The 18,566-nt window shown below is 31.5% G+C and carries 13 protein-coding genes; 2 read left to right on the forward strand and 11 right to left on the reverse strand.

Annotation, left to right across the window (positions count from 1 at the left end; translation table 11 throughout):
* Nucleotides 1-5: 5 nt before the first annotated feature.
* Nucleotides 6-740 carry an LPS export ABC transporter ATP-binding protein gene (gene lptB, locus ACEG17_RS05920; protein ID WP_026748294.1) on the reverse strand — a complete coding sequence of 245 codons (735 nt, stop codon included), beginning with the start codon at nt 738-740 and terminating at the stop codon, nt 6-8.
* Between the two features lie 493 nt (nt 741-1,233).
* Here lptB and ACEG17_RS05925 point away from each other — a divergent pair, with 493 nt between their 5' ends.
* Nucleotides 1,234-1,617, forward strand: coding sequence for a hypothetical protein (locus ACEG17_RS05925; protein ID WP_372582945.1), 384 nt, complete (start codon nt 1,234-1,236; stop codon nt 1,615-1,617).
* An 11-nt stretch (nt 1,618-1,628) separates the two neighbouring features.
* On the opposite strand, the gene ACEG17_RS05930 is transcribed toward ACEG17_RS05925, so the two are convergent.
* From ACEG17_RS05930 to ACEG17_RS05975, 10 genes are all read right to left on the reverse strand, one after another.
* Complete coding sequence (locus tag ACEG17_RS05930; protein WP_372582946.1) at nt 1,629-2,333, reverse strand: radical SAM protein; 705 nt, start codon at nt 2,331-2,333, stop codon at nt 1,629-1,631.
* The gene (locus ACEG17_RS05935) at nt 2,333-3,082 is read right to left on the reverse strand and encodes a queuosine precursor transporter (protein WP_372582947.1); all 750 of its coding nucleotides are present in this window, start codon (nt 3,080-3,082) and stop codon (nt 2,333-2,335) included. The genes ACEG17_RS05930 and ACEG17_RS05935 overlap by 1 nt, the downstream gene beginning before the upstream one ends.
* A gap of 149 nt (nt 3,083-3,231) precedes the next feature.
* Nucleotides 3,232-5,013 (reverse strand): L,D-transpeptidase family protein, encoded by a 1,782-nt coding sequence (locus ACEG17_RS05940; protein ID WP_372582948.1) that lies wholly within the window; start codon nt 5,011-5,013, stop codon nt 3,232-3,234.
* A gap of 37 nt (nt 5,014-5,050) precedes the next feature.
* A complete protein-coding gene (locus ACEG17_RS05945) occupies nt 5,051-6,697 on the reverse strand; it encodes a L,D-transpeptidase (protein WP_372582949.1) in 1,647 nt (548 codons plus the stop codon).
* 183 nt (nt 6,698-6,880) lie between these two features.
* Complete coding sequence (locus tag ACEG17_RS05950; RefSeq protein ID WP_372582950.1) at nt 6,881-8,101, reverse strand: MalY/PatB family protein; 1,221 nt, start codon at nt 8,099-8,101, stop codon at nt 6,881-6,883.
* Between the two features lie 24 nt (nt 8,102-8,125).
* A complete protein-coding gene (locus ACEG17_RS05955) occupies nt 8,126-8,620 on the reverse strand; it encodes a pyridoxamine 5'-phosphate oxidase family protein (protein WP_372582951.1) in 495 nt (164 codons plus the stop codon).
* Nucleotides 8,621-8,659: 39 nt separating this feature from the next.
* Nucleotides 8,660-10,330 carry a formate--tetrahydrofolate ligase gene (locus ACEG17_RS05960; protein WP_372582952.1) on the reverse strand — a complete coding sequence of 557 codons (1,671 nt, stop codon included), beginning with the start codon at nt 10,328-10,330 and terminating at the stop codon, nt 8,660-8,662.
* Nucleotides 10,331-10,692: 362 nt separating this feature from the next.
* Nucleotides 10,693-15,090 (reverse strand): PolC-type DNA polymerase III, encoded by a 4,398-nt coding sequence (locus ACEG17_RS05965; protein ID WP_299571298.1) that lies wholly within the window; start codon nt 15,088-15,090, stop codon nt 10,693-10,695.
* Between the two features lie 736 nt (nt 15,091-15,826).
* On the reverse strand, nt 15,827-16,711 hold the full coding sequence (locus ACEG17_RS05970) for a fructose bisphosphate aldolase (protein WP_372583005.1): 885 nt from the start codon (nt 16,709-16,711) through the stop codon (nt 15,827-15,829).
* A 160-nt stretch (nt 16,712-16,871) separates the two neighbouring features.
* Entirely contained in the window at nt 16,872-17,537 is a 666-nt protein-coding gene (locus tag ACEG17_RS05975) for a hypothetical protein (RefSeq protein ID WP_372582953.1), read from the reverse strand.
* A 160-nt stretch (nt 17,538-17,697) separates the two neighbouring features.
* Here ACEG17_RS05975 and ACEG17_RS05980 point away from each other — a divergent pair, with 160 nt between their 5' ends.
* Nucleotides 17,698-18,417, forward strand: a complete 720-nt coding sequence (locus ACEG17_RS05980) for a YebC/PmpR family DNA-binding transcriptional regulator (RefSeq protein WP_299574540.1) — start codon at nt 17,698-17,700, stop codon at nt 18,415-18,417.
* The last annotated feature ends 149 nt before the right edge of the window (nt 18,418-18,566 follow it).

The raw sequence follows: 18,566 nt of genomic DNA on the forward strand, positions 1-18,566 counted from the left end.
ATTTTCTAATCTAACTTGAAGTTATCCCCTAGATATACTCTTCTCGCTGTTTCGTCATTTGCAATCTGCTGTCCTGTTCCTGCAATCAGAATTGTACCTTCTGCCATTATGTAGGCTCTTTCTGTAATTCTCAATGTTTCACGCACGTTATGATCGGTAATCAGTATTCCAAGCCCACGTTCCTTTAACTGCATTATTATATTCTGAATATCTTCAACCGCAATCGGATCTACTCCCGCAAAAGGCTCATCAAGCAGTATAAAGTCTGGATTTGTAGAAATAGTTCTAGCAATCTCCACACGTCTACGTTCCCCTCCAGAAAGTGCATATCCCAAACTTTTTGCTACATGAGACAATTTAAATTCTTCAATAAGATTTTCCATTGTAGCAATTCTTTCTTTTTTATTCACTCCTCGCATTTCAAGAACCGATACAATATTTTCCTCTACAGTCAAGTTTCTAAAGACAGATGCCTCCTGTGGCAAATAACCAAGCCCAAGCCTAGCTCTCTTATACATCGGTAAATTTGTAATTTCTTCCCCATTATACATGACTCTGCCATGATTAGGCCTTACAATCCCCGTAATCATATAAAAAGTAGTCGTTTTTCCTGCTCCATTAGGCCCAAGAAGTCCTACAACTTCCCCCTTTTCCATCGACAGGCTCACACTTTTTACAACTTCCCTGTTTTTATATATTTTTTTCAAGCTATCGGCTTCTATACTAATTTTTCTAGCCATATCTTCTCCTATTTTATATTTTAATAAATATCTATTTATATATTCCAATAACTTTAAATTATTAAAATTATTATTACTTCGCTATATTATAAATCATTTTTGCTTTTTTTTCTACTTTTTTTTAAAATTGATAGTATAAAAATTTAGTATATCTTATTAAATTAATAATTATTTTTATTAATTTCGCTTATATTATATTTTCTTTTTTTCAGAATTCAACTAATCTAACCAGTATAATACTAAACTCCATTTAAATAACGAAATTATTACAAACTTTTTTAATAAAGGATATAAACCTAATAATTTCAAATAATTAAAATATAATTTTCTTCAAATAAAGCCTAGTATAAATAATTATAATATTTAATCTGAACTTTAAAACTATTTTTATATTCAATTATCTTATTGGATTTATAAAATTTTTTTAAATATTGGATTTAACATTAAGAATTATGATATAATAAAAAATATAATTATCAAAGGAGGAATAAATATGATTTTTTTAGATAAAGCTATCTTATACTTAACGCAAAATATTGAAAAACCACGTGAAATAATTGAAGAAGAATTGGAATTTGTAATAAAGCAAAGTATTTTGAACTATTTAGTGAATGAAAAAGGGATAGATATTAGTGAATTTTCTGATTTGAATGTGACACTTGTTATAGATTTTGAAGATGATTTGACTAACAATCGGAAAAAAATGATTGTGGAAGAATATATGTTTGAAGTAAATCATAAAAATAGTCCGCTAGTTCGTACTTTTAGACTTGGAACTGACAATGAGCATTATGTCCGAAGTGATTTAAAGGAACTGGAAAATGAAATTGATATGTTTGAAAACGGAATTGGAGTTTCAAAAAATAAAGGGGAATAATCCCCCTTTTTTTATTGTACATATACTCCAAAATCTTTATTGTCCACTAGAATTTCAATATTCTTCTTTTTGTTTAACTCTGGATAAATTTCTGTCAAGAACCATTTTACAAGTTCTTCATCCCGCTCCACTTTTGTATCATTATTTACAAATACACTTAAGGCTATTTCATCAAAATACTCTTGCGCAAGTTCTATATCTCGTAAAATCATTTCTTTTGTCTGCCCTTTTATACAAATCATAAAAAGTCCCATTTTATATTCTTTTTTTATTTTTTCCAAAACTTTATCATTTGTAATAAAATTTTTGGTAAGCACTTTTGTTCTAAATTCATTATCAAAAGTTTCCATTCCAATAGCAAAGCGCACTTCCTGCTCACTAAAATATTCCCTAATTTCATTAAGCCTGTTTATGTACCCAAAATACGCTTCAAAATACAATATTTTTATATTTTTCTCACTGCAAACTTCCTTAATTTTAGAAAGTGTAAAATCGTTCAGTTCAAAAACAGAGCCAGAATTTATAACTTGTAAAACTCCTTCTTCACCAGTAATCTGATTAATCGCCTCCAAATTTACTCTGTTCATTTCCTCTTCATTATCTGTATTGTCCAAAATATAATTACAAAATGCACATTTTCCATATGCACAGCTGAATCCTTTTAAAAGCACTATTTCTCTAGGATTTTTTTCTTTTATTACACTATATCTTATCATTATATTCGCTCGTCTAACTCCTTAATTTTTCCTTGTTTTTTCCACAATGCCGCTAAATATACAAACGGCGTATCCATCACAGAGATAAATAATTCAAGAAAATATGTTGAAAACGCAATGACAAATAAAGTTTGAATATTATATACACCTGCAAATGCAAGAAATGTAAATAATGAATTATCTATCACTTGTCCAACTACTGTACTTAAATTATTTCTTATCCATATATCTTTATAACTCGGACGCCAATTTCTAATTACCTGATAAGCCCACACATCAAATAACTGCGATATTATAAATGCTGTCATACTCGCTAATGTTACCCTTATAACTGACAGTTCATTAATTGCAAGTCCAAATATCGGTTTTAAATGCTGCTGAAATTCATCTGCTGGAGCAGGCTTTATTGCTAAGGCCCAGTTCATCACGATAGTAGTAAATACCATTGTAATAAATCCAATTGTAACTAATTTTTTTGCATATTTCTTTCCTTCTACCTCAGATAAAATATCCGAGACTAAAAATACACCACCAAACGCAATATTTCCCATTGTAGTATCAATACCAAATAATGTCATCATTTTTAATACCTGTATATTTGCCAAAACTACTGATAGCGGTACAAAAATAAGTACACCAACTTTTCCCCAAAATCTATAAGCTAATAAAACAGCTGTATAATTGAATATTAAATACCCCAGCCATAGCAGTTCATTTACTCCAAATTGAAAATGTTTTAAAAATTCCAAAATTTTCCTCCTTATAATTTTTTTTATTTAATTAAAATTTTCCCTATTTTTTTAGACAAATAAAAAACACACACTATCCTTTTGAATAATATGTGTTTCCAAAAGGTTTTTTTTAGAGATGGATTTTCCCAAACATCTGAATTAATTTATTATTTCACTAACATAACTGTAGGAACACTAGGCACTCTAAATCCTTCTGGATGTCCAGGTGTCGAGTTTCCTAGCCAATCATAGATAAACTTAATCTGATCATCATAATGTCTTATACATTTATGAGATTCTGGATAAGTTCCTATTTTTTTAGCTGTTGCAGCCTTTCTTTGCTCTCTTGTATTTTTAGGTTCAAATAATGATGGAATACTGTGCATATAACCTCCACCACTAAATCTTACGGCATTTTTTGCATCTCCTACAACTGCCTTGTTATCTGAACCTGTGTACTGCATTACAGGTTTAGAGTAAGCAATTAGGAAAGTTCCATAAGGTGTGGCAAATGAATTTCCAGCATCTTTTCCAGTAGTTACAAATGAAGAAGTTACTACATTCCAGTTATCTCCTGCTTTTTCTATAACCATTTCATTTTGACTTGCTCTGTCAACATAGATAAATCTTGTTATTTCGCCAGTAATTCCTGCATCTTTCAAATATCTTTTTGTAGAAGGTTTTAAATAATAAGTACCATTATCATAGGCATCTATTTTAACTTTTACGTATTTATCATTTTCTTCTTCCACAATCATAATTGTTCTATCTGGAATATTTATATAATCCTTAAAACTTTTATCTGTATAACCAAATTCACTTTGATTAGCACGATTTCCAAATTTATCTCTTTTACCTGATTCCCCTCCTCCAAGTGGAACATAATCATCTAAGACATATATTTTTTTATTGGCACTAACTGCTTCCTTTATAAACTTATTTGTCTTCTCAACTTTTGCCATCATGTCATTCCAGTCAAATTCTCTTTTTTCAACAGCTGATTTTGGAATATAACCTATTTGATTATCAAAAAATACTTCATACCATTCATCTGATTTATTTCCAGCATTAGTTTTAACGATACCAGTTGTTTTGTATTTATGAGAATATGCTGCCGATTTTATAGCTTTTGCATTAGAATTTGGCTCTTTTCTTATATTTGTCGCTTCTTTTACAAAAACAAATTCATCCATTTCTTTTGGTGAATGTTTGTCGTATTGAAAATTGAATGTTAAGTTCTTTGGTCTTTGAGTATTAAATTCTTTAATATATGAGTATTGTCCTCTTGATGAATTTGTATTTTTTCGTGCTTCTATAGTTTCTTTTGTCTCTTTTTCCTTTGATTCATTTTCTTTTTTTTCAGTTACAGAATTTTGTACCTTTTCCATATTAGACTGTTTTGAAGTTTCTACAGGCTTGGTATTTTCTATAGTTTTGTTATTTTTCTGATTTCCTTTAGAATTATCTTCATTTTTTTTTGGCGAAACTGGCTTTTTGTCCATTTCATTAGTCTTTATCTCTTTAGCTGGCTGCACTGTTTCTGGTTTCTTTTCTGATTTTTGAGTCTGTGTTTTTTGCTTTTGTGCAGATGTAACTCCGCTTTTTTTTGGATATTCTGCTATAAATCCTTTTATAAAAGTATCAAATTTTGCTTCAAATTCAGATTTAGTTATTGTTTTTTCTACACTTTTTCCTTTTGTAAATTTAGCTTTTTCATTAAATACATAAGGAGTAAATTTTAAACGTACATTATTTCCTTCTACTGCATAATCTACATCTATTTTATCCTTAATTCCATCTCCATCTAGATCAGGCTCCAATGAAATTTGTTTCCATTCTATTTTTTTTACTTCCTTCGGTGCTGAAAAAGCATTAATTGACATTACAGAAAGTATTAATAATGCCACCATTGAAAATTTCATTTTTTGTAAATTTATTTTATTTATCATAAATTTATTTCTCCTTATTATTTATTTTAAGGTTATTTTATAAAACTACTGCTATTACAGGCTCTTCAGGTATTGTGTTATCTCTATCCTTGATTTTACTGTCTGCATTTATCCATCCAACAATAAATTCAATCTGATCATCAAAATGTCTTACACATTTATGAGAATCTTTATAAGTTCCTATTTTATGAGCTGCTCCTGTATTTAATGTTGACCCTCTAAAGTCAAGTCCTACAGGAATTCCATGCATATAACCTCCACCACTGAATCTTACTGCATATCTAGCACTTCCTCCGATAGTCAAGTCTGATCTTCCAGGAAGAGTTTTATCCCCTTCTCTTGCGTGTCTTGTAAATGTCATATACGGTCTTGTGAAAGCTATTAAAAATGCTCCATGTGGTGTTTCATATGATCCCCATCCATCTCTTCCTGTCGTTACATAAGAATATGTTACCACTTCATATTTTTCAGTTTCAGGATTTCTTTGGAATAGTGCTTCAGTTTGACTATGTGGGTCAATTGCAACAAATTTATTTACCTTACCTTTTATATTTTCTACTTGTTTATATGTTTCTTCTTTTTTCTCAATGAAGTAAGGTCCACCATAAAATGGTGTTTCTATTTTTAACATATTATTTTCTTCACCAATTATTCTAAAAATTGTCTGATCAGGAATATTAATAATTTCTCCTTCTTTTTTAGAATTTGTATAACCTATGATACTTTGATTATTTTTATTTCCAAATTTGTCCTTTTCACTAGGTTTATCACGTGATAAAGGCTTGTATTCAGTAATAATATACAATTTTTCATTATCTTTAATTGCTGTATCAATGAATTTATTTACAATCTCGATTTTTTGAATCATTTTATCCCAGTAAAAACCTCTTGGTGAAACAGTATCTTCATTACCAGCTATAAATCCTCTAACAGTCGTTGGATTTTCTGCAATAACCTTACCATCTTTATCTTTATTAATTTTTTTACTTACATTAGTGCTAGCTTTTTTTGTAAATTCCGTAAAGTACCATTTTGGACTGTTTGCAGCATCTGATACCATATCAAATAGTATTTCAGGTTTTTCACTAAATCCTAAATGTGTTATGACATTTCCATTTGGTGCCTCCAGCAAGCTTGATCCCTTTTTTATAAATAAAAAATTATTTGTATTTTCTGGTGCATGATTATTAAATTTTATTTTATCAAAAACTATATCTTTGTTCTTGTTATCCCCATAAATTGTAATATATCTAGTTTCATTAGGCTGAATATTTTTAGAGTATTCAGGGTAATATTCCTTAACCTTGTCAAACATTTTTTGCATTGTTTGAAATTCTAAAATATCAAACTTTTTATCAAAAGCTACTTGATAAGTTAAAATTTCTTTTCCACCTTGATTTGTGTAAATCGAAACAACAGCCCCTACCAAATTATCTACTATATTATAAGTTACAACAACTTTCTCATTGATTCCATCACTATTAAAGTCATAATCAAATACGTCTTTTTCCTGACCTTTTACTGTGATATTTTCAGAATATTCCTTTGGCATATTTAATGGTTCTGCACTCATATTGAATCCTATGACTGTGTTAATTAATGCCAATACTCCTATTTCCACTTTTTTTAATTTTTTTATTTTTTCTTTCCCTGCTTCGATAATCCTATCTATTTTTTTTGTCACAAGCTCCCCTCCTAAAGCTATTCTTTCTACAATATTTCCACTTATCAGTCAAAAAGCTATTCACTTTTTTCATTTTTATATCTCTCCATCCTTTTTTCAATTTTTTTATTCAAGTAGAAAATTTTGTTTTTCCTTTATATTATACCACAATAACCTCAAAAAAGTAAAACATAAAATCAAATTCTATTTACAAAATTTTGGAAATTCCACTTTTAGCACTTCATAAAGTCTTTCCAGCATTTTCTCCAAATATTTAGTTGGCACAGCTAGATTTACTCTCTCAAATCCATCTCCAGCCCTTCCAAATGTATATCCCTCACTAAAAAATATTTTTGATTTTTTATTCATAAATTCCTTGAGTTCTGTATTTTTAAGCCCCAATGCCCGAAAATCTAGCCATTGCAAATAAGTCCCTTGTATTAGTGGTGCCTTCAAATCTACAAATCTTTCTTCAAAAAATTTATTTACCAATTTCTGATTTTTATCAATTAACAGTAAAAATTCATCTAACCATTCTTCTGACTCTGTATAAGCCAGTTCACACGCCTTATATGCTAATGTTGAAAAAACATGCATCGACATTTTTTCCATTTCAGTCTTGAATTTTTTACGTAATTTCTCATTTTTGATAATTATATTTGAGATTCCTGCTCCAGCTAGATTAAAACTCTTTGTAGGGGCAGTACATGTTATTGTAATCTCAGCAAATTTTTCTGATAAAGTCTGAAAGACTGTATGTTTATGCCCAGCCATCACAATATCAAAATGAATCTCATCAGAAATTACAATCAAATCATTCTCAACCGCAATTTTTCCAATCTTTTCCAAATCTTCCCTGCTCCACACAATCCCAAGCGGATTATGAGGACTGCATAAAAGCAATATTTTATTATTTTTATCTTTTGCAAACTCTTCAAATTTTTCAAAATCAATAAAATACTTGACTTCACCATTCTCATTTTTACTCTCAACTAATCCACAATCCACCAATTTTCTATTATTTGAAGTAATCGAACTATAAAACGGAAAATAAACAGGAGTAAACGTAATCACGCCTTCATTTTCCTTCGCAAAAGCCTTAATCGCAACATATATAGCTGAAACCACGCCAGGAGTACACAAAATCCAGTCTTTTTCTACCTTAAAACCGTACCTTCTCTCCATCCAGCCTATAACAGCCTCATAATATTTCGTATAAGTCCCCGAATACCCCAAAACCGCCTCATCAATATATTTTTTCATTCCTTCCGTTATCTCAGGAGCAATCTTTAACTCCATATCCGCCACAGAAAACGGAACAATATCGTCTTCCAGCTCTGGAAATACTTCATACATCTGCTCCCATTTGTACGAACCTTGCCCTTTTCTGTTTAAGATTGTTTCAAAATTATATTTTTTTGACATTTTTTACCTCCATTCAAATTCTCTCTACTCATGCTCTTTACAGCTCATCTCCTCAACTACAAGTTTAAACACACAAACTGCCTTCAGCATTTGCTCGTCAAACTCCCATTCTGTTTTTCCAGTATTATGTTTCATCAGTTCCAGCAAAGCCTTCATTTTTTCCTGTGAATCTTCAATAATCTCAACTTTTCCATTTCCAATTACACTTTGAAATCTGGCGGTATAATTGCAGGCTTTATCACCTTTTGTGTAAATTTTGTGATTTGTGTCAAGTTCAAATCCTACGTAGTTATTTTGTTTTATTATATCAAGTTTTCTCCCTGTTCTTGCACCGTGAAAATAAAATGTATAGTTTCCATTTTCTTCGGTAAAGCCAAAATTTAGTGGAACAATGTAGACTTTTCCGTTATCGTTTAAGCCAAGACGGCAACAATCACAGTTTTTTATAATTTCCTTTATTTTTTCGTTGTCCGTAATTTCTCTGTCCCGTCTTCGCATTTTTACTTTTGTATTTTCCATTTTTATGTTTTTCCATTCTATTATATCTGTATATTAAATTTAAAATAATCCTGAAATTACTCCATTTTCATCAATGTCAATTAACTCTGCCGCTGGCTTTCTAGGTAATCCTGGCATATCTATAATTTCTCCAGCCATTGCTACTAAGAATCCTGCTCCAGCTGATAATCTCACTTCATTGATTGTAATTGTGAAGCCTGTTGGTCGCCCTAGCAGATTTGGGTTGTCTGACAATGATTTTTGTGTTTTTGAGATACATATTGGCAATTTGTCATAGCCGTTTTCTACGTATTTTTTTATGTTATTAAGTGCTTTCGGGGCAAAATTTACTCCATTCGCTCCGTAAATTTCTTTTGCAATTTTTTCAATTTTTTCCCGAATTGACAAGTTTAAATCATAAAGTGGAGTGTATTTTTTATCTGATTTTTCATTTTTTTCGATGGCATTCATAACTTTTTCCACAAGCTCTTTTCCACCTTCTCCACCTTTTTCCCAAATTTCGCAGTTGGCAACTTCCACGTCCATTTTTGCACAAAAATCTTTTATCACTTGAATTTCAGCATCAGTATCAGTTATAAATTTGTTAATCGCCACAACAACTGGTAAATTATACTTTTGCATGCTTTCAATATGTTTTTCAAGATTTACAAGCCCCTTTGTTAATGTTTCAATATTTTCCGACTTCAAGTCCTTGTCTCCACCATGATGCTTCAATGCACGAACCGTCGCAACAATTACAATAACATTTGGCTCCAAGTTCCCAAGCCTAGCTTTTATATCTAAAAATTTCTCAGCCCCCAAATCAGCTGCAAATCCAGCTTCCGTAACTACATAATCCGACAATTTCAAAGCCATTTTTGTAGCCAGCAACGAATTACATCCATGTGCAATATTCGCAAAAGGTCCACCGTGAATAAATACAGGCGTATTTTCCAAAGTCTGTACCAAATTAGGCTTTATCGCATCTTTTAGCAATGCCGCTACTGCCCCTTGAATATTAAGTTGCTTAACTTTAAGCATTTCTCCTTTTCTATTATACGCAAAAACTATTTCCCCTATTCTTTCCTTCAAGTCAGTAATAGAATCAGCAAGACAGAAAATTGCCATAATTTCCGAAGCAACTGTTATCTGAAACGAATTTTCACGAGGCACGCCATTCACTTTTGGTCCAAGCCCAACGACAATGCTTCTCAAATTTCTGTCATTCATATCAAGCACACGCTTAAAAGTAATATTATTCACATCAATATCAAGTTCATTTCCAAAATGTATATGATTGTCAATACACGCAGAAATCAAGTTATGCGCAGCAGAAATTGCGTGAATATCTCCTGTAAAATGTAAATTTATCTCTTCCATAGGTACCACTTGCGACATTCCGCCACCAGCTGCTCCACCTTTCATCCCAAACACAGGCCCCAAAGACGGCTCCCTAAGTGCCGCAATCGACTTATATCCAAACTTGTTCAACGCCTGAGTCAATCCAACAGTAACAGTAGACTTCCCTTCCCCCGGAGGCGTAGGAGTAACAGCTGTCATCAAAATCAATTTTCCATCTTTTTTCCCTGCATTTTTTTTCAGCACTTCCAAACTAACCTTAGCCTTATATTTCCCATAAGGCTCAAAATCATCCTCTGTAAGTCCAATACTTTCTGCAATCTCACCGATTTTTTTCAATTTCGCATTTTGAGCAATTTCAATATCCGTCATCCTAACATCCTCCTGTATTTTTTATTATTTATATAAAAATCGAAAAAGCCATGTTAATTAAAAGACTTTTCCGATATTTATTTATAATTTGTTCATTTTTTATAACTTTTTCTTTAGAAATTCACATTAGTTACTAATTTCTACAAGTGAGGTTATTTCCCTAAATTAACCTACAATTCTAATTAACATCAACTTCTCATAAATACATCATATTATATCTTTTTATAATTGTCAATATTTTTAACAGCAATTCATCTTTTTCATTTTTTTAAACGGTGTTTAGTATAACATATTTTATGCTTAAAAAACACAGTCTAAAATATTGTCAATAGTTGAAAACGGAATTAATTTTGTATTATTTTCTAAAACAATGTCTGCTGATTTGTTGCTGACAAATCCTTTAAACATCCATATTCTTTCATCAGTTCCACAATCGTTTTATTTAATTTTGTACGTTTTACTAAATCCTCGATTGATAAAAAGTCAACTTTTCGTTCAGAAACGATATTTTCAGCAACAGCTTCCCCTAGTCCATCCATTGCGATTAATGGCATTCTGATTTTACCGTCCTGTATTGTGAAAAGTTTTGCTTGCGATTTATAAATGTCAATTTGTTCCAGCTCGATTTTACGGTAGTGCATTTCAATCAAAATTTCGTACAAAAATAATTCTTGCTTTTCTTTAGCGTTTAAGTTTCCTTTTCTGTCCATTTCCATTTTTGCACGTTTTAATTCTTCTACTGGTCTAAACATTGTTGTCATTTTAAAATCTCCGACTTTTCTATTTAGGAAAGCTGTATAAAATTCGATTGGATAATGCACTTTAAAATAAGCGATTCTTACTGCCATCATTACATAAGCCACCGCATGCCCTTTTGGGAACATATATTTTATTTTTTCGCATGAATCAATATACCACTGCTCTACACCGTGTTCTTTCATTGTTTTAGAATATTCCTGCCACTTTTCACGATTTTTAGTAGGCTGTCCTTTTCTGACAAATTCCATTATGGAAAAGGCTAATGATTTATCCAGTCCATCGTCAATCAGCTTATTCATAATGTCATCCCGCACCGTGATAATCTGACTCAAAGTTGCAATTCCACTTCTTACGTAGTCCTGTGCGTTATTCAGCCAAACATCTGTCCCATGTGAAAGTCCAGAAATTCTGACTAATTCCGCAAAAGTTTTTGGACGTGTGTCAACTAGCATCTGTTTTACGAAAGATGTACCAAATTCAGGTATTCCTGATGTACCTGTCGGAGAGCCGATTTCATCTGGAGTTACACCAAGTGCTTCTGTCCCGCTGAATAAACTCATTACTTCCTTATCATCAAGCGGAATCGTATAAATATCAACATCTGTCAAATCCTGTAAAATTCTAAGTGTTGTCGGATCATCGTGTCCCAGTATATCCAGTTTTACAAGCTGTTCGTCCATTACGTGATAATCAAAATGGGTTGTCTTGGAAGTTGATTTCATATCATTTGCTGGACGCTGAATTGGGCAGAAATCGTAAATTGACTTGTCCTTTGGAACGACTATCATTCCACCGGGATGCTGTCCAGTTGTTTTTCTAGCCCCTTCACAGCCTTTTGCAATTCTCATAACTTCTGCTTTTCTTTCTTTTATTTCAGGCGTTCCTTCCACTTCTTCAAGATATTTTTTCACATACCCAAAAGCATTCTTTTCGGCAAGCGTAGAAATCGTTCCAGCACGAAAGACATTGTCACTTCCAAACAGCTCTTCCGTATATTTATGAATCTCTCCTTGATATTCACCAGAAAAGTTCAAGTCAATATCTGGCACTTTATCTCCATTAAATCCCATAAACACTTCAAATGGGATAGCGTGTCCATCTTTTATATATTTTGTACCACATTCTGGACAATTTTTGTCAGGATAGTCAACTCCACTTCCTTCTTCGTTCATAAATTCCGTATGCTTACATTTCGGACATCTGTAGTGCGGATAAAGTCCATTTACTTCGGTAATTCCCATAAGATAGGCAACTATTGAAGATCCAACTGAACCACGTGAACCTACAAGATAACCTGCGTCCACCGATTTATGCACAAGTTTCTGTGCAATTAAATAAAGTACCGCAAATCCATTTTGAATAATCGAATTAAGCTCCTTTTCCACTCTTTCCTTCAGGCTTTTATCAATATTTTCCCCATAAAGCTCCTCAAGTTTCTTATAAGTCATCTCTCTTACTTCATCTTCTGCCCCATCAATTTTCGGCGGATAGAATCCAGTTGGAATTGGACGCACCTGCTCTATCATATCATTGATTTTATGAGTATTTTCCACAACGACTTCCTGAGCCGCTTCTTCTCCCAGATAATCAAATGCTTCCAACATTTCTTCAGTAGTTTTAAAATACAATTTTCTATCGAAAAACTCATACCCTCTCACTCCTTCCGAAGTTTCAGTTTTCCACATTGTTCCACTTCCCAAAAGAAGAACATTCCTGTTAATTGCTTCACGCTCTTCAAGATAATGGGTATCTCCCGTCGCAACTACAATTTTATTCTGACTTTTTCCAAGTTCGTAAAAATACTTGTTCATTTCCTTTATTATATCGTAACTTTCAATTTCCTTGCTAGTTCTTTCCACCATGTCAGCATAATTTGTATGCGGATGAATCTCAATATAATCATAAAATCTCGCTTTTTCCTCAATGTCATCTTTTTCTGCCCCACGTAAATAAAGATTTACAAGTTCTCCCTTATTTCTTTCAGAAGCTGAAGCCGAACTTGCAATTAGCAGATTTTCCCTCATGCTGTTTAACAAAGTTTTTGGTATTCTAGGCCTTCTCATTCCAAAAAATTCTATGTTGGAACGTGATACAAGCTCGTACAGGTCACGAAGCCCAGCCTGATTTTTTACCAAAATCATCGTGTTCAATGTTTCAGAATTTTGAATATTCGGCTGTAAATCCGTATTAATCTCAATTAGTTTCAAAATCCCTTTACTTAAAATCATATTTAAAAATTTCTGAAAAACTTCCGCAGTAGCCTTTGCATCATCAACAGCCCTATGGTGTGTTTCAAGCGTGATCCCAAAATATTTCACCAAATTAGCAAGACCATATCCTCTCGAATCAGGAAGCAATGTCCTAGCCAAAGGTAACGTATCAATTACGCTTGGAGAATACTCAAGTCCTTGCTCAATAGTTTTTTGCTTGATAAATCCCACGTCAAATTTCGCATTGTGGGCAACTACCGTTGTATCGGTACAAAATTCTAGAAATCTTGGAAGTACTGTTTCTATTTTTTCAGCATTTGCAACCATTTCATCAGTAATTGTTGTAAGTTCTGTTATCTTTGGCGGAATTGGAATTTCAGGATTTACAAATTCAGAAAATTCTCCAATAATCTCCCTTCCACGCATTTTCACAGCCCCAATTTCAATTATCTTGTCATTAAAAGGATCAAATCCTGTCGTTTCAATATCGAATACAACATAAATTTCATCTTCAATCATCTTGTCCTTAGGATTTGTAATCAAGTCCTGCTCGTCATCAACTACATACGCCTCCATCCCAAAAATAACCTTAAAATCCTCATTTGCCTCTTTAAACGCAAACGGAAATGAATGTACTACTCCGTAATCTGTTACAGCAATCCCGCTATGCCCAAATTCTTTAGCTCTTTTCGCATAATCCTTGATTGACATAACTCCGCTCATTTCACTCATATTCGTGTGTGCATGAAGTTCTATTCTTTTTTTGGGTGCATTGTCCTCTTTTTTCACATCTTTAGATTCTATAGCTTCCACTCTTTGCGTTCTCACATACTTTTCACCACTATACATATCCGCCTCAAAACTTCCAGTAACCTTTACCCATTCCCCAAGTTTTACCTTAATATCCTCATTCGTGTTAAAAAATATTCTGCAGCTAACAGAGTCTGTATAATCTGTAATCATAAAATCACACATTAACTTCCCATTCTTAGTTTCTCTCATATCTACGTTAAATATCTTTCCTTCTAGTGCCACATCATCACCATTGTTCAAAATATCAAGTGTTGAAAATGGCATAGCATCTAAATCAGGAATTTTTTTCCATTTGTAGTTACCTTTGTTACTATCTCCATTAGCATTTCCGCCATTTGAATAACCGTTTCCGTTATTTCCATTATTAAAATTTCCATTTCCTCCATATTTACTGCCATTACCATTACTTACACTAGCATTTTCATACTTTGGAAGTTCGCTTGCCTTTACCGAATTTAATTCATTTTGAGCCTTAATTTTAGCCTTCACTTCCTCAAAATCCCCATTTACAAACTCAATTTTTATCGAATTGTCCATACATTCATAAATTTTTCTTGTAAGTTCTTCCTTTGCCTCAGTTCTTTTGGCCTCTTCTATCAAATGATGCGACGGTAATTTTATAAACACCGTATTTCCCAAACTTTCCACTTCATAACTTGCAAAAATATACTGATATCTCTTACTCTCATGTTTATAATTCTCAATTGCAAATTTTACAAATCCAATAACATCCTTCTGTATCAATTCAGGATTAACATCCATCTTAATCTTCAATTTTAAACCATTTTCAAAACTCTTATAAAGCAGCTGCCTCAAATCCTGTATCTCATTATGTGCCTCAAAATTATGAACCCTCACAAATATTTCAATCTCTCTCTTTTTAGAAAATAAATTAACATACTCAATCTCAAAATTCTTAATTCCGTATTTCCTAAAAAAATCTTCTGATGGCTTAACCTTTAAATACTTCGTACTCATTTTTCTATCTATGCCCCCTATTTCTTTTTCTATTTTTTATCAAATAACTTTAAATCAACTTCTATTTTCAAATGTTTTCACTAAGTTATTTTTCTTAATTTTTTTTAGATTATTTTAGTTAATAAAGATTTTTCTATTAATTTATATTTTTTTCTTTTTTTTACGTAAAGGGGATCAGTCACCATCCCCTTTACAATCCCCGCTCGTCTAAGCATTTTTTTGAAACAAAATCGAAACTCGCTGCGTAAAACTTCGCTCAAACAGTCGATTTTATTTCCAAAAAATCACGACACTTTTTAGTTTAATTATAATGATTAATTTAACTAAAACAAAAATTAGTAAAAATTTTGTCAAAAAAATATTTGCTATGATTTTTCGAGATTTTAATTTTTCAGTAAAAGACAACTTGTTTGAGCTTTTCTATCATATTTAAATTAATAAAACTTTACGAGATTAAAATAACTTTTGTTAAAAGCGAGTTTTGTCTTTTGCTGTAAAATTGAAATTCGGTAGCGGGAGTGCAGAGGTATGGCGTCTGATACCTCTGCGTTAAAAAAACTAATATTAAATAAAACATTTATTAATCAAAAAAATCTAAAAAAAAATTTAATTTAAATAAATTAACTTTATTATATAATTTTTACAATATTTTAGCAATACAATTTCCAAAAATAAAAACTGACTCATCTCTTTTAAACAAGCCAGTTCTTATATTCAATTTATTTTTTATAAAAAATTATTTTACAGAAGCCTCGTAGATTCCTTCGATTGTTGCTTCTAAAGTTTTGTTAAATTCTTCATCACTTTGCTGTGCTGATAGTCCTTCAGTTAATGCTCTTGAGAAACTTGCGATTATTCCTTTATTTTTTGAAAGAATTTCATTTGCTTTTTCTCTTGGATAACCTCCTGATAATGCTACCACTCTTACAACTCTTGGATGTTTTGTCAAATCTTCATAAAAGTTTTCAACTGTTGGCAATGTTACTTTTAACATAACATTTGAAGTTTCAGGCAATTTATCAAGATGCTTTTTAATTTCATTTTTTAATATTGTTTCACATTCTGCTTTATCAGTATTATGAATATCTACTTCTGGTTCAATTATTGGAACAAGTCCTGCAGCAATAATCTTATTTGCAACTTCAAATTGCTGATCTACAACTTTTTTAATTCCTGTTTGTGATGCCTTTTTTATAACAGAACGCATTTTTGTCCCAAAAATATGTCTTTCGTTTGCTCTTTTCAAAAGTTCATCCAATTCTGGCATTGGTTTCATTGTTTGAACCCCATCTTCCAATTCTTCAAGTCCTTTGTCAACTTTTAAGAATGGCAAGACTCCTTTTTCTTCCCACAAGAAATCCGCTGTATATTTTCCATCGATTTTTCTATCCATAGTTTGCTCAAATAAAATAGCACCTAAAATTTTTGTATCGTTAAAAGCTGGACTCTTTATAATCCTAGTTCTCATTTTATGAATCAAATCAAACATCTCTGCATCATTTGAATATTCATTTTCATCAATTCCATACAATTTCAACGCTTTCGGAGTGCTTCCTCCACTTTGATCTAATGCTGCAATAAATCCTTTTCCATTTCTCATTTTTTCCAATTTTTCGTTCATCATAACTGTCCTCCTCATTTAAAATTCAGAATTTTTAAAAATTCCTTTACATATTTTTATCATAGCACTTTTTTCAAAAATGTCAATTAAAATTTGAAAATAAAAATTAGAAATATACAACCGAACTTTACTTTAAAAATCTTACTTTTATAAATTTATTTTAAAAATTTTGAGCTCCTACTAATTTTACTTTTAATACTGCTGGCTGATAAATAACTTCCTCCGGCATTCCTTTGGCTTTTATTACAAATTTAAATAGGTATGCGTAATTTTTTGAATTTCTTGAAAGCAAAAGATTTGGGTCTGCTTTTCCAATAGTGTCAGACTGTCCCATCCAGTTGTATTCGTTTACAATTATATCTCCTACTCTGGAAGTTGAGCCTTGTTTTAATTCCATTTCCTGAACATATTGACCTTTTTTAAAGTCTTTCATTTTTTTTACCCCTTTAGGCATTATAGCTTCCACAAGCAATTTTTCACCTTCATTTGGTACTGCAACATAAATTTTGACATTTTCAATTTCAATATTGTCATTTAAAATATCAAAACCAAATGCAAATTTTGCTGATAAATTTTTAACATCCTTATTATCATAATCAAACATCACACCTGCTGTATTTGTTTTATAATTTTTATTTCCATTAGGGTTTAAAGAGGTAAACTCCATTTTTTCACCATTTCCCTTATCCAGATTCAAACTTTTTCCAGCAATTACATTATTTAAAGTTTTCCCAGCTGTTACAAATGTAAAACTATTTTTTTTACCAAATGCTATAATTCCCATTAGCAACATTAAACTTAAGATTATTCTTTTTAAATTAGACATTTTAATTTCCTCCTTAAATTATTTATGTAATAATATTTTATAATATTCCTTTATTTTTTACAAATTTATTTTTATTTCTCAAAATTTCCTTTAATTTCCCCATTGATTAGACTTTTTTTTTATGATATAATTTTTTATATAATTAATTTAGGAGGAAAAAATGGGAAGACATGGTACAATAGCTGGGCGTAAGGAAGCACAGGATAAAAAAAGAGCTGCATCATTTACAAAACTTGTTAGACTTATAACAGTAGCAGCAAGAGGCGGAGAAAATCCTGAATTTAACGTAGCCCTAAAACATGCAATCGAAAAAGCAAAAGCAATTAATATGCCTAATGACAATATTAACAGGGCAATCAAGAAAGGAGCAGGAACTGACGGCTCAACAGCCTTTGAAACATTAAATTACGAAGGTTACGGTCCTGCAGGAGTTGCTATTATTGTAGAAGCTCTTACTGATAATAAAAATAGAACTGCTTCATCTGTAAAGGTGGCTTTTGATAGAAATGGCGGAAACCTAGGAGTTTCTGGATCAGTTTCATATATGTTCGGAAGAAAAGGTGAAATTATTATTGAAAAAACTGACGATATTGATGAAGAAGCATTAATGGAAGTGGCACTTGAAGCTGGAATGGAAGATATGGAGACTCTAGAAGATAGTTATTATATCACAACTGAAACAGCGAACTTTGACGCAGTAGCAGATGCTTTAAGAAACGCAGGATACACTTTGCTTGAAGCAGATATTCAATACTTACCGTCTATAGAGGTTGACACTCTTAGCGAAGAAGATTTACAAAAATTAAGAAAGTTAATCGATACTCTAGAAAATGACGATGATGTACAAAAAGTTCATCACAACTATGCTGGAGAATTATAATAAACATTTATAAATTTAAAAATTTAAATTGCGGAATTATTTTCCGCATTTATTTTTATTATAAGTTACAACATTAATTAAATGTAGCAATTTACAATATTTATTGTATATTTCCTATTTAAATAAAAAATTTTATTGATAAAAAATAA

Source organism: Leptotrichia hongkongensis (genome assembly GCF_041538065.1).
GTDB lineage: Bacteria > Fusobacteriota > Fusobacteriia > Fusobacteriales > Leptotrichiaceae > Leptotrichia > Leptotrichia hongkongensis.

Coding starts and splice junctions, on each gene's coding strand:
- lptB (WP_026748294.1), bottom strand. CDS start 740: ATGGCTAGAAAAATTAGTATAGAAGCCGATAGCTTGAAAAAAATATAT.
- ACEG17_RS05925 (WP_372582945.1), top strand. CDS start 1,234: ATGATTTTTTTAGATAAAGCTATCTTATACTTAACGCAAAATATTGAA.
- ACEG17_RS05930 (WP_372582946.1), bottom strand. CDS start 2,333: ATGATAAGATATAGTGTAATAAAAGAAAAAAATCCTAGAGAAATAGTG.
- ACEG17_RS05940 (WP_372582948.1), bottom strand. CDS start 5,013: ATGATAAATAAAATAAATTTACAAAAAATGAAATTTTCAATGGTGGCA.
- ACEG17_RS05950 (WP_372582950.1), bottom strand. CDS start 8,101: ATGTCAAAAAAATATAATTTTGAAACAATCTTAAACAGAAAAGGGCAA.
- ACEG17_RS05955 (WP_372582951.1), bottom strand. CDS start 8,620: ATGGAAAATACAAAAGTAAAAATGCGAAGACGGGACAGAGAAATTACG.
- ACEG17_RS05960 (WP_372582952.1), bottom strand. CDS start 10,330: ATGACGGATATTGAAATTGCTCAAAATGCGAAATTGAAAAAAATCGGT.
- ACEG17_RS05965 (WP_299571298.1), bottom strand. CDS start 15,090: ATGAGTACGAAGTATTTAAAGGTTAAGCCATCAGAAGATTTTTTTAGG.
- ACEG17_RS05970 (WP_372583005.1), bottom strand. CDS start 16,711: ATGAACGAAAAATTGGAAAAAATGAGAAATGGAAAAGGATTTATTGCA.
- ACEG17_RS05975 (WP_372582953.1), bottom strand. CDS start 17,537: ATGTCTAATTTAAAAAGAATAATCTTAAGTTTAATGTTGCTAATGGGA.
- ACEG17_RS05980 (WP_299574540.1), top strand. CDS start 17,698: ATGGGAAGACATGGTACAATAGCTGGGCGTAAGGAAGCACAGGATAAA.